This is a genomic window from Candidatus Villigracilis vicinus (assembly GCF_016702885.1).
Lineage (GTDB): Bacteria > Chloroflexota > Anaerolineae > Anaerolineales > Villigracilaceae > Villigracilis > Villigracilis vicinus.
The window spans coordinates 446479-459248 of the sequence record NZ_JADJDD010000001.1 but is presented as its reverse complement, the minus strand read 5'-3'; the positions used below and the strand labels follow the sequence as shown (position 1 = coordinate 459248).

At 46.1% G+C, this 12770-nt stretch carries 15 protein-coding genes; 14 read left to right on the top strand and 1 reads right to left on the bottom strand.

All coding sequences use genetic code 11. From position 1 onward, the window contains the following. Positions 1-16 precede the first annotated feature (16 nt). The 7 genes from IPG80_RS02265 to IPG80_RS02235 all read left to right on the top strand — a co-directional run bounded on the left by IPG80_RS02265 (position 17) and on the right by IPG80_RS02235 (position 6456). A complete protein-coding gene (locus tag IPG80_RS02265; RefSeq protein ID WP_345102226.1) occupies positions 17-442 on the top strand; it encodes a hypothetical protein in 426 nt (141 codons plus the stop codon). Positions 443-494: 52 nt separating this feature from the next. Then, complete coding sequence (locus IPG80_RS02260; protein WP_345102223.1) at positions 495-1103, top strand: SH3 domain-containing protein; 609 nt, start codon at positions 495-497, stop codon at positions 1101-1103. Between the two features lie 115 nt (positions 1104-1218). Further along, positions 1219-2544 (top strand): C69 family dipeptidase, encoded by a 1326-nt coding sequence (locus tag IPG80_RS02255; protein WP_345102221.1) that lies wholly within the window; start codon positions 1219-1221, stop codon positions 2542-2544. 261 nt (positions 2545-2805) lie between these two features. Further along, complete coding sequence (locus IPG80_RS02250; protein ID WP_345102219.1) at positions 2806-4419, top strand: hypothetical protein; 1614 nt, start codon at positions 2806-2808, stop codon at positions 4417-4419. Between the two features lie 30 nt (positions 4420-4449). Next, complete coding sequence (locus IPG80_RS02245; protein ID WP_345102217.1) at positions 4450-5289, top strand: pirin family protein; 840 nt, start codon at positions 4450-4452, stop codon at positions 5287-5289. Between the two features lie 55 nt (positions 5290-5344). Further along, entirely contained in the window at positions 5345-5809 is a 465-nt protein-coding gene (locus tag IPG80_RS02240; RefSeq protein ID WP_345102215.1) for an NUDIX domain-containing protein, read from the top strand. An 86-nt stretch (positions 5810-5895) separates the two neighbouring features. Continuing rightward, positions 5896-6456: a hypothetical protein gene (locus IPG80_RS02235; RefSeq protein ID WP_345102212.1), complete on the top strand. Its 561-nt coding sequence runs from the start codon at positions 5896-5898 to the stop codon at positions 6454-6456. A 46-nt stretch (positions 6457-6502) separates the two neighbouring features. On the opposite strand, the gene IPG80_RS02230 is transcribed toward IPG80_RS02235, so the two are convergent. Beyond that, the gene (locus IPG80_RS02230; protein WP_345102209.1) at positions 6503-7195 is read right to left on the bottom strand and encodes a class I SAM-dependent methyltransferase; all 693 of its coding nucleotides are present in this window, start codon (positions 7193-7195) and stop codon (positions 6503-6505) included. 109 nt (positions 7196-7304) lie between these two features. Between IPG80_RS02230 and IPG80_RS02225 the strand changes: the two genes are divergently transcribed. From IPG80_RS02225 to IPG80_RS02195, 7 genes are all read left to right on the top strand, one after another. Further along, positions 7305-7781, top strand: a complete 477-nt coding sequence (locus IPG80_RS02225) for a YbaK/EbsC family protein (protein ID WP_345102206.1) — start codon at positions 7305-7307, stop codon at positions 7779-7781. A gap of 25 nt (positions 7782-7806) precedes the next feature. Beyond that, positions 7807-8304: a DUF3592 domain-containing protein gene (locus IPG80_RS02220; RefSeq protein ID WP_345102204.1), complete on the top strand. Its 498-nt coding sequence runs from the start codon at positions 7807-7809 to the stop codon at positions 8302-8304. Between the two features lie 24 nt (positions 8305-8328). Beyond that, positions 8329-9072, top strand: a complete 744-nt coding sequence (locus tag IPG80_RS02215; protein ID WP_345102201.1) for a TIGR02206 family membrane protein — start codon at positions 8329-8331, stop codon at positions 9070-9072. 199 nt (positions 9073-9271) lie between these two features. Continuing rightward, positions 9272-10144 carry a hypothetical protein gene (locus IPG80_RS02210; protein ID WP_345102198.1) on the top strand — a complete coding sequence of 291 codons (873 nt, stop codon included), beginning with the start codon at positions 9272-9274 and terminating at the stop codon, positions 10142-10144. Positions 10145-10169: 25 nt separating this feature from the next. Next, the gene (locus IPG80_RS02205; RefSeq protein WP_345102196.1) at positions 10170-11039 is read left to right on the top strand and encodes a hypothetical protein; all 870 of its coding nucleotides are present in this window, start codon (positions 10170-10172) and stop codon (positions 11037-11039) included. Between the two features lie 75 nt (positions 11040-11114). After that, a complete protein-coding gene (locus IPG80_RS02200) occupies positions 11115-11990 on the top strand; it encodes a hypothetical protein (protein ID WP_345102193.1) in 876 nt (291 codons plus the stop codon). Between the two features lie 36 nt (positions 11991-12026). Continuing rightward, positions 12027-12737, top strand: coding sequence for an SH3 domain-containing protein (locus IPG80_RS02195; RefSeq protein WP_345102190.1), 711 nt, complete (start codon positions 12027-12029; stop codon positions 12735-12737). Positions 12738-12770 lie beyond the last annotated feature (33 nt).

Genomic DNA, 12770 nt, shown 5'->3' with positions numbered 1-12770 from the left:
AATGGAGCATACGAGCATGGTGCATGCTCTCAGTGAAATTCACAGAACCCTCAAACCCAATGGGACTTTGCTTGATCTGCGTCCGTTAGAGGATTCGTGGTCAGTGGAGGTCGTTTCGTCGGCGGGCTGGCAGGCATCGGGTAGGTTGAGCGATATGCCCATAGGGGTGGCAGATGATGCGGCGGCGAATGAAGCCATGAGGGAAGTTGAATCTCGCGGGTGGTTCATCCAAAAAAAGATGGAGGAATTTCCGTTCTTTTATTATTGGGATACGCCTTCGGAGATGAAGGAATTTATGGAAGAGGAATGGGAGGATTTCGAAAAGTTGGAAGAGGATGTGTATCGCAAGACTGCTTCGCTTTGGGCATCGTCGGGTGCGGATGCGCGCGTGCGTGTACGTGTAAAGATGCTCTCAGTTGTTTGGGAAAAAAGAGGTATCTAGGTTTTATTGAAATGTCTGTAAAATATAGGTATTAATGAATTAGGAGAACCTCTTGTTTTCAAAAAACAAAAATTGGGTCGCTTCGATCCTGATGATCGTTCTGACGACTCTGGCTTGCAACCTACCGCAAGGCAACGCCGAATCGGCGAATACTCTTATACCTTCACCAACTTTATTAATTGCGTCTGATACGCCCACAGCAACAACAGCCCCTGCCATAGCAGATCCGAGTTCCTGCACACCTACAGTAACTGCCACAACACTTGTCAATATCCGCAACGGACCCGGGCAAGAGTACGCCATACTCGGCAACTTACAACAAGGCACGACAGCCAATGTCTCTGGAAAGAACCAGGATGGCAGTTGGTGGTATATTGAATTTCAAGGTAGCTATGCCTGGGTGTCTGCCGAAGTAACAACCCCTGCCTGTATTCCTGCCACGCTCGCGATCATCGTCTCTCCAGAAGTGGGAACTGCAGCTCCCACCAGCGCACAGGCGACTACGATTACTAATCCGCAGCCAATCGCCAGCGGATCAGTAACGCCAACGGTTTTCGTAGCAATCATTCCGCCTGGTGCTTTGAGGGGAAACCCAACCGCCACCCCGACCTATTTGATGGCTATCCCCCCGGGTGGGTTCCCCATCCTTCCTGGTCCATAATAAAATAGAGATATTTTTACAGCATTCCGCGCTATACTTGTTTCAAATAGCTACATCCAATACGATGAATTAATTACGATCTTCGCTTATCCGAGAAAATACTTCAGAGGTTTCAATGTGTGACACTCTCATCGCAACAAAACTCGCAACAACGAACGGGATCGCCGTTTTCGGAAAAAACTCAGACCGACCGCCAAACGAGGGGCAACACCTCGTTCACTTTCCAGCTGCGGACCATACTCCGGGTAGTAAAGTCAAATGCACATATATTGAAATACCACAAGCAGCACATACGCATGCAGTCTTTCTATCCAAGCCGTTTTGGATGTGGGGTGCAGAAATGGGCGCCAATGAACACGGGCTGGTGATCGGTAACGAAGCCATTTACTCCAAGGTTCCCGCCAACAAAGAACCAGCCCTGCTTGGTATGGACATGCTGCGTGCTGCCCTTGAACGCGCCATCACTCCCCGCGAGGCGATGCAGGTCATTATAGAATTGCTTGAACAATTCGGTCAGGGCGGCAATTGTGCTGCACATGGCGAAAGCATGTACTACCACAACAGTTTCCTTATCGCCAATGCCGACGATGCCTGGGTACTCGAAACGATCGACAAACAATGGGCAGCAAAACAGGTAAAAGATGTGTACACGATCTCAAACTGCCTGACCATTGGAAATCAATACGACCTTTCTTCAGAAAATCTGGTGGGGTTCGCCAAGCAAAAAGGGGTTTCAAAACCACAGAACGAACTTCACCTTGCCCGCGACTTTAACGATTTCCTCTACACAAATTTTGGTAAAGGGCTCACCCGCCGCGAAACTACCTTTAGCGCACTCGACAAGCAAAAAGGAAACGTCAGCATCGAAACCATGATGTCCACCCTGCGGCACCACAACGATGAGAATTTCGACCCGCGCACCAGTGTTGCAGATCAAGATGTTTGTATGCATGCGGGCTTTGGTCCGGTTCGCATCAGCCAGAGTACAGCCTCACTGGTGGCTTATATGGATAAGTCCAACCCGATCCTTTTCGCCACCGGGACCTCCGCCCCATGCACCAGTCTATTCAAACCCTTCTGGTTGGATTCCGCATCTTTCCTTACCGATGAGCCTGCCCCCACCAACCTGGCTGACTCCAACTCCCTGTTCTGGTCACATGAACGCTTGCATCGTGCCGTGCTCGATAATTATCACGAGCGACTTGCAGCCTACGCCCCCGAACGCGACGAAATGGAAAAGCGCTTCATCACCGGTGCGCTGAAGTTGCAGTCCGCTTCTGCACAGGAACGCGCAGAATTCAGCCGTGCATGTTTCGCCGAAGGACGCACCGCAGAAGCAGACTGGCTCAAGCGCGTTGAAGCGATCCCCGCCAGAAAATCCATCCTGCACTCGATGGCGTGGAATGGCTTCAGTCAAAAAGCTGGGCTGGCAGTTAAATAATCTCCAGTCGCATGTTTTATTAAATAACAAAATACCGGTCTTGTGACGTTCAATACAAGACCGGTATTTTGTTTGTATAGGTGATTACTAATTGGTTATCGTACATAAAAGGGAAAGCGGAATTCAGATAGTGATTTTTGTCAGTTGTAAAAACGCCATGAACATGCCAGAATAATATGAAATTTCAACAAAGAGGTTTTTAAAATCGAGAAGATGTTTACCTAATCATCGAGTATGCTGCCAACCAAAGGGAGAGTTTTTATGCATACAAAAGCTACAGTATCGGCTAATTCAGTCAATCAAGGAAATAGACACTATATTACAAAGGGCACCATCCTGATCATAGGGATGCTCCTTGTAATTCTTTTTACCCATCTGGTTTTTACTAATTCAATACCTGCCGGGCTTTATATTGATGAAACCTCTATTGGATACAATGCGGCACTGATCTCCTCCACAGGTGCTGATGAATATGGCAACAGACTCCCCATTTACTTTAAATCCGTCGGCGATTATAAAAACGCACCTTTCATATACGCTACAGCTATTATTTTCAAATTATTCGGGGTATCTGAATTCAACTTGCGCCTTACCAGCTTTATTTTCTTTGGTATCGCACTTGCATTTACATATATATTAACCATCCAAATATTTCCGAATAGCAATCCAATTAAAATATATCTTTTACTCTCGTTTGGGTTTCTTCCATCATTTTTCACCGTATCAAGAATCGCATTTGAGGTCATTACCCAACTTTCATGGATTTCAGGCTTTCTACTCCTCATTTGGAATAATTTTCATCAAGAAAATGCGTCCAAATACGAAAACCTAAAAGCAATAGCCTGCGGGATAGTCCTAGGGACCTCGATATACACTTATTCCACAGCACGGTTATTGACCTTTTTAACCTTCTTCGCAATGTGGGGAATATATATCAGTAAAAATAATCTCAGAAAATTGGTGCTGATCAGCTCTGCTTTCCTGGTTGGGCTGCTCCCTTTTATCATGTTTATCGTCAGGCAGCCGGGCGCAATCACTTCACGGTTCTCAAAACTAACATATGTGAACGCCCTTATTCCCATCCAGGAAAAATTTTCCATTTTCATTCAGAATTACCTTACATATCTTTCTCCAAATTATTTACTACTCCATGGAGACTCTAATTTTCGGCATGCAACCGGACATGGTGGTGCCATTTATTTTTCCGTTTCCGTTCTGTTTTTTGCAGGTCTGGCACAGGTAGCGTTCAAGGAAAAGTCAAGACAATTTTATTTTTTCCTTTTAATCAACCTGATCTTCTCGCCGATCGCCGCCTCCCTGACTTCAGAGGGGGTACCACACTCTTTGCGCAGCATCCTATTAGGGTATTATGTTTTATTAATCTCATGCTACGGTTTATATCGAATTTCTAAAATTCAACACCAAACGGTCCGTCGGTATTTATTAATTGGCATCACGATCCTTTTTGCAATTGAGGTAATTAATTATCAAATCGATTATTTTTTCAATTACCCAGCGAGAAGCATTGACGCAATGGCAAGTTTTGGTTTTAAAGAAAGTCTTCAATTTGCCCTTGACCAAAAACCAGATAAAATAATATTCTTAAATGAGCCCTACGTTACATACCCAAACATTCTGTTCTATTCCCTGTTAGTGAGCAACCCAAACAAGATACAGATCACGGCAAATGATGACCCGAAGTATGAGCCGGGAACATGCATTATTTACCACCAATCCAACGAGTCTCTCACCTTGCAGTCATCTTTCCCCTATACCGAATACAAATACATCAAAACAGACTCGGAACCAATTTGGGGACGAAAAGGAGCAGAATTACAGGGTGTTATAAAAGTTAAGTGTTACCACCCAAGGTAAGTCAGTTTGCTTTCACCTCGTCATTGTATTATGAAAACCCGAACCATATCTCACATTATCGAACCCAATCTTGTGATCGAGGGGGCAGGCGTTCTGTTGCGCCGTTCCTTTGGTCCACACGCCAGCAACAAATTTGACCCATTCCTGCTTTTCGACCATTTCGCTTTCAACAACCCGCTTGAAGGACCCATTCGCGGTTTTCCCACCCATCCGCACCGCGGTATCGAAACTGTCACGTATATGCTTGAGGGAACCGTCCGCCACAGAGACAGCCTGGGGAATATGGGCACGATCGCAGAAGGCGATGTGCAATGGATGACCAGTGGTCGTGGCATTCTACATGAAGAAATGCCACGGCGAAGTGCGAACGGCAACATATATGGATTTCAACTTTGGGTCAACCTGCCTGCCACGCAAAAGATGAGCGAACCCCGCTATCAGGAAGTGTTGTCGGGAGCCATTCCTGTCGTTGAAAAAGAAGGCGTCACAACACGCCTCGTCGCCGGTGAAATTGATGGTATCCGTGGTCCCGTGACCGAGATCGCCGCCTCACCTCTTTACATGGATGTGAAATTAGCACCCGGTTCCAGATTCGTTCATCCTGTTCCAACCGGTCACACCACGTTGATGTACGTCTTTGAAGGAATCGGTGAGTTTTCAGGTGAAGTTGTAGAATCTGTCAGCATGGCAGTATTCAATGATGATGGCGAGCAGGTCGAAGTCAAGAGTGAAGCGGGCGTCCGCTTTATGCTAATGACTGGCGCACCATTCAAAGAGCCGATCGTGCCATATGGCCCTTTTGTGATGAATACACGTGAAGAGATCGAACAAACGCTGCGCGACTTGAAAAACGGAACCTTTATCAAATAAAACAACGGCTGCGAAATTTTCGCAGCCGTTATAATTTACAGAAGGAAACTCAATAATGTCTCAAGTTCTTTTTGGACCCAGGCTCGGAAAGGAAGGCGTGCTGCGCGTTGGATGCAGTGCGGTTATATTCGACAAAGATCGCAGCAAAGTATTACTCACTCAACGCACAGACAATGGGCGTTGGTGCCTACCTGGCGGGCAAATGGAGGCTGGCGAAAGCGCCAGTGAAGCTTGCGAACGGGAAGTATGGGAAGAAACCGGGTTGAAGGTTCGCGCCACACGTTTACTCGGTGTATACAGCAATCCCGACCAACTGGTGATCTACAATGATGGAAGCAAGGCTTTTTTCGTGGTATTAAACTTTGAAGTAGAGGTTATTGAAGGCGAGTTGGGATTGAGCAATGAGACCACCGCTTTTGGATATTACTCTCTGGAAGAAATGGAATCCATGCCTATGCACGGAGAACATAAAAGCCGGGTGGAAGATTCACTACGCAACGGCGACACAGTGATGAAATAAGAAGCCCCCTACTAAAGTACGGGGCAAAACACGCTACCATTAACCGGGCGGCGTGTTTTCTTATTAACTTTACAAATGGAGGCTTTATGCTGCAAAATCTTTCAAATAAATTCTATCAATGGGCAAAAGGTTGGTTGGTACTTGTCCTGCTTCTTCTGGATGGTTTCTTTGGCGGGTTCCTGTTGCCGCTTATTCAAGGCATGATGCAAGGTGGTCAGGGTGGGATTATGCCTTTGGACCTAATGATATTCGCCACACCAGAAAAGGTCTTCGGCATGATCGAGCAATACGGCGAGTTTGGGCGCCCTTTTTATCGCAATGTAGAATTAACGGTGGATATTATTTATCCAATCGTATATTTATTCTTCTTTGGGCTGGCGATCTCCTGGTTATTCCAACGCGGATTTGCAACAAATAATGGTATACGAAAGCTCAACATCCTGCCGCTTGGCGCCTGGTTCTTCGACCTTCTGGAAAATATTGTGATTGTGATTCTGGTGTCGGTCTTCCCTGACACACCGATTGCACTTGCCTGGCTGCTGTTCCTGCTTACTACCATTAAATGGCTGTTCGCTGGTTCTAGTATTGCATTGATCCTGACAGGACTGGTGATGGCGCTAAAGAATGGCTTTAAGAAACAAGGTTAGACTAAAAGCATTAACAATAGACATTGGGCACACCCAATGTCTATTGTTAAATTTTCAACCACCACACGCCAGTGCATTCGGGCAGAATCATCCAGTTATTTTGCAGCACCTTATTCCCCAATTCATCACCAAAGAAAAAGCGGGAAAGTTCTTCGGCTTCTCCCAAAGATTCAAATTTATAATCGGTGCGGATCCATTTATTCTGAAAGCCGACTTCATCCAACCAGGGGTAGAAATTTTGCAAATGATCCAGCTTGATCGGTCTCTCGTTACCCGTTCCCAATGACTCAAACAGGACAATGTAACTACCCGGCTTCAACACTCGACGCATCTCGGCAAGCCACGCTTCCATTGCTTCCCGCCATGTATCAGGATTCCACACTGCGAGATAACTCACACTCCATCCAGAGACGACCAAGTCAGCAGATTGGTCAGGTACAGGCAATTTACGATGGTCAGCGATATCCACCTGCCAGTTCGAGAGTCCGCTTTTGCCGAATTTCTGTTTGCATACCCGTAACATCTCTTCTGAAATATCAAATGCATGGACGTTGCCTACATATGGAGCAAGCATGCAGGCCAATCGCCCAGTACCAGCCCCAAGGTCTAAAACGAGGCGGTTTTCAAGAGGTGTAATTTCGCGCAAGGTCTTGAGGATATTTCCCAGATGATCCTCCCGCGCGATCAGGGCTTCGTATTTATCCCCTTCGGTTTTGTATATTTCTTCTTGAGTTGTCATCCTGCAATTATACATACATCAGGTGTTGCCGATATCTCGATTTTGAATAACCTTTCAGGTATGTGAGGGAATGCACAACTTTAAGTCACGGGTATTTTATAATATTTGAATGTCCCCTCTTTCTTCATCTGCTCAAAAAATACAGAACATTCTCACAGAGTATGGCTACCCATATGAGGTAGTCGAACATACTGAATCAACGCGCACCGCGCAGGAAGCTGCAGATCAAGCCGGTTGTGCGCTGGGTCAAATCGTTAAATCGCTGATATTTCGCGGAAAAGCCAGCGGCAAACCGATCCTTGTGCTTGCCAGCGGTCCCAACCGGGTAAATGAAAAGCGGATCGGGGAATTTGCGGGTGAAGCCATCGGCAAAGCAGATGCTGATTTTGTCCGAGCAGTGACAGGTTTTGACATCGGCGGTGTGCCGCCTATCGGTCTTACTGAAAAAATGGAAACCTTCATTGACGAAGACTTCCAACAATATCCTTCAGTGTGGGCGGCGGCAGGCACACCCAACGCCATTTTTGAATTAAGAACAGAAGATCTGCAAAAAATGACCGGCGGAAGAATCGTATCAATCAAGTAACTTGTGCGTGCAACAAGGAGAATTTATGATCGGCAAACTAGACCCGGAAACCCTACGAGCAAACGAAACAAAGATGAATAAACGCGGAAAGCTCATCGGTGTCACAATGATGATCGGTTCCATAATATTGACGCTCGTCCTTGGAACAATCGCTTACTTCAGCACCATACAACGCCTCAATTGGCTGGAGACCAGCGGAAGAGTAACAAATTCATTTTTCACTAGAGATATCAACCGGAACGAAGAAAAATATTCTTATGATTATGAATATAGTGTGGACGGTATCACGTATTCCGGGAGCGACTCAGAAATAGGCGCACTGGTCAGCAAGTCACCAGCAGAGGGCGCATCCATCACCGTCTATTACGACCCAAACAACCCTGGCAAATCATTAACAGACACGAATAAAAGTGCCCCTCTCAGCGACTTTGTCGTTTGGACCGTTTGTTGCGGACCGATCTTCTTTGTATTTGGGGCAATTATTCTTTTCGTCTCTACACGTAAATCACAAATCGTTGGATAAAGAGCCAACAAACAGGGAGCGCACATGTTTGACGTGTTTTCAGTAGAGCCGACAATAACACAATTACAGATATTTGGTCCGAAACACTTGACCGTTATTGGGATCTTTGTGTTTATCTGGCTATCGTTTATTTACTTTCGAAACACTTGGGGAAAAACACAAAAGGACAACATACGAAAGGTACTTGCAATTGCACTAGCTCTCAACGAAATTGGTTTACATATCTGGTCGGCTTATTGGGGCATCTGGAATATTCAAACCATGCTGCCGCTTCACTTATGCAGTGTAATGGTCTGGGTTACCGTCTACACTGCATTGACCGATAATCGCAGTCTATATGATTTTACTTACTTCTTGGGTATCGGCGGTGCACTACAAGCGTTCCTTACACCCGCTGATGCCATTGTGTATGACATTCCGCATTACCGCATCATGCAGACTCTCATCGCGCATGGATTGATCATCACCATTCCGATCTTCATGACCGTTGTTGAAGGGTTACGCCCCACCCTGGCATCTTTCAAGCGTATCTTCATTTGGACGAATATCTATATGATATTTATTTTCTTTTTTAATTACGCCATTGGCAGTAATTACCTGTTCATAGCTCAAAAGCCGCCTTCGCCAACCCTCATGGATATTCTTTCACCCTGGCCTTGGTATATCCCTCAATTGGAATTGGTGGCATTTTTCATCTTCTTTATTTTATACATCCCATTCCTAATAAAAGACCGGCTGGAAAAATCGGCACAAATCAAAGTTATATAAATAAACCTCCAGTCTCAAAATTCAGGATATAACGCCTCGCCCACCCCGCCGCCTGCCCTACTTTCAGGTGGCGAATTTCACTCTCTCATTTATCTTCACCGAATACATCCAAATAGTATTTATGGGTCATGGGAGAACTCCTCTCAAGCAATTAAACTCAGTCTCAAATCAAATAAAGCTTTTCAACGGAGTTAATGCAATGAAAAAGGCAATCCCATGGTTAATTTTCGCGCTCATAGCAACAATGGCATGTGGGTTAAGTGCCCCCGCTACACAACCCTCTCAAACCAACCTTGAAACCGCAGTTGCTGAAACCGTACAAGCACTGACTGCGGCCGCACCTCTCAGCGCAGTTACCGAAATCCCTGCTACAGAAGCTGATGGGCAACTTACCCCTGACGGCACACCACTACAAACTGCCGAAATCTCTTTCCTCATTCCCAATAGTGTTGCCAACAATGCCACTTCATCCATGACCACCGAGGTTGAATACCCATACGTAAATCCCTCCCTCGGTGACATGCCACAGCACCTCAGCATCAAGTTCAACTTGTATGCCGTAAGTAACAGTGTATACACGCCCAGAATCATGATCTTTCGTGCCGACGAGTATTCTCAATACAGTGAAATGACCGCCAGTACTGTAAAAGTTCTTCAAACTACTCAATACATAGACGGGCAACCCTTACCTGATGAACTGGATACAAATTTCACCGTCCAAATCCATGCACTTGATTTCCAGAATGGGCATGGGGTGCGTTATCTGACCCAAGTCATGCAAAACTTCGGTCCGATCACCAATGACGCGCTGTTTTACTATTATCAAGGCGTAACATCAGACAATAAGTATTTTGTGCAAGCAATCCTGCCGATCAATGCTGCATTCCTGCCTGCGGATGGGAATATTGATACCCCTGTTCCAGCAGACGGAGTGCCATTCAACATGGATGATTTTCCAGGGTACCTGGATGCTGTAGCCCAAAAATTAAACTCCACCGAAACCTATAATTTCAACCCCTTCCTGGATGCCCTCGACGAGATGATCGCGTCCATGCAAGTTACAGGTTTTTAATTCTACGCATTAAATAGAGGAGAGAATGAAAAGAACATACTACATATCACTAGTGACCTTAATCTTCGTCACACTTGCCTGCGGTGGAACTGCCCCCGCCGGAGTCTCCGATCAGTCTGGGATTGAAACAATAGTGGCTGCCACGTTACAAGCGGTAACACAAACTGCAGAGAGCAAACAACCTTCCCAACCAACAGGAATAGAAATTACGTATCAAAATATCAGTTTTACTATTCCAGACGGGCTAGCCACTGGCGCGAAGAGTGAGACCGTTCCTTCCGTAGACGAATCGGGAGGTGGACCCTGGGGCGTCGCGCCAGAATATATCCAATTTACACTTGCAGACTACCCGGTAGTTTCTGAAGGTCTCTCACCCGTAATCCGCATTTATCCAGCGAAGGAATATGCTGACGTAAACCCGTGGGCAGCGAGCAGTTTAGAAAAATTACAGGCGATCCTCACAAATCCATCCACGCCATTGACGAATGAGAATCTTTCCAGCGTGCCTTTCAAGGGCGCAGCGGAACAACATTATGCAGCACAAGCAAAATTACTCATATTAAATAACGGCAATGGTGTCCGCATGCTCTCACAATATGGACAGTTCCCCGGTCGTGTAATTAATAATGCCAGTTTTTATCATTACGAAGGGCTTTCCAATGATGGGAAGTATATGATTACGATCGTCTTCCCCATCGTATTGCCGTTACAATCCACAGTAGAAAATCCTGAAGCAGACGGGGTGCCATATCCGAGTGACCCCATTCAGGATGAGACTGGCATAAACGCATACTATCAAGGCATCACGGATATCTTGAATGCCGCCAGCCCAGATTCTTTTCAGCCTAATCTGAACACTTTGGATATGCTTGTTCAATCTATCCAAATAAAATAGGAGCCGCATGACCAAAAAAGTGATTATTGAAGTTGCCTATAAGGACCCAAGCGAACAGGAAAGCGTTACATTGCTATGAGACGCACCTTTCGAAACGCAGCCATCCTATTGACCCTATCTATTCTCGTTGGGTGCAGACCTGCTCTGCCAACTGAAATTCCTTCTATACCAGAAGCCGAAGTACCAATCACAGAGTCTGTTGCAACAGAAGAGTCTGCTGCAACAGAAGTTTCTGCAGCGAGTCCAACCACTGAAACCGAGCCCGCTCCCCAATCCGAAATAGAAGCGGAAAATGTTTTCACATTCAGCGAAATGGGTATCATTGTCGGCTTTGATTTTCCGAATGGCATCGACAACACCGTCAACACTTCAGTTGAAGAAGTATACGAAGTATCTCTGCCATTCGAATTACCGTACCCGCAAAATGCCCGCATCTTGTTCAGCGCATATCCGGGAGACAGTGCTGAGATTCTCTCTCCTGCGATTCGTGTCTTCCGTTCTGATGATATCAATGCTCTTGAGGCAGGTGTGCTAGATAATTTAAAAGCAGTCCTTGATGGGCAAACTGACCATCACGTTGACTTTCCACGCCTAGCGGGTGCAGGCAGTGTCATTGACGCTCAGCTTATCCCGGTTGACTTTAAGAATGGTACCGGATACCGTTACCTCATCACCAAGTCTTTTTCCGCCGACCCTCTATCCAGTACGACCATGACCTATCTTTACCAGGGCATTACCAATGATGAGAAATACTTCGTCTCATTCATCATCAAGGTTGATGCGCCGTTTCTAGGTGAATATATTGGCAAGCCATTGACAAGCAATGAAGAGTTCGCATCCTTTTATGGAACAATCAATCAACTCATAGAAACCAGTAATGGAGACCAGTTCAGCCCTTCTCTCAATGCTTTAGATGAACTGATCCAATCTCTTGTTGTTATTGAAAAATAAAGAAGCAATCATGCTTTATCTCATAATGGAACAGCCATGAAAAAACTTTTCTATTTTCTAATCGCCGCAAGTTTTCTATTTTCCGCATGCAACCTTCCCGGCTCGGGATCTCCTTCGCCAAGCGTCGCCACTGCTGCCGCATTAACCGTTCAGGCAGCACTCGACGACCCATCGCCGCTTGCCAGCCCGACAGCAGCTAATAATTCATCAGGAGCTTCCACATCTGCAGCATCTTCGAATCCTTTCGCCAGCTTCGAAGACGTGACGAATTGCCGCACAGGTCCCGGCGTAAACTACGAACTTGTTACACAAATTCAACCCGGTTTTTCAGTGGAGATCGTTGGCTACTATCCACCAAGTCATTGGCTCGTTTCAACAGATGCGGGTCCATGCTGGGTGGCAGGCGAATTTGTAACACCATCCGGAAGCGTCAGCGCAATTCCAACTGTCACTGCGCCACCCACACCTAAGGCGAACGCGCCTGAAAATGTCAGTTTGCAAAAATGGGATATCTTCTGCGATTACGCCACGAATGAAGCGGATGTAACACTATCCTGGTCAGACAAAGAAGACGAGACTGGTTACCGTGTCGTTCGAAATGATGTGGTCATAGCAGAGCTTTCGGCGAACACCACCCAATTCAAGGAAAAGATCACTTTACTATCCGGGCAAACTGCAGGCTACAGCATAATCGCTTACAACACTGCAGGATCGAACAGCAGCAAGACCATCGTCCTGGGGTGTTAGCATTATCGATAAAAAAAGAGCCATGCTAAATTA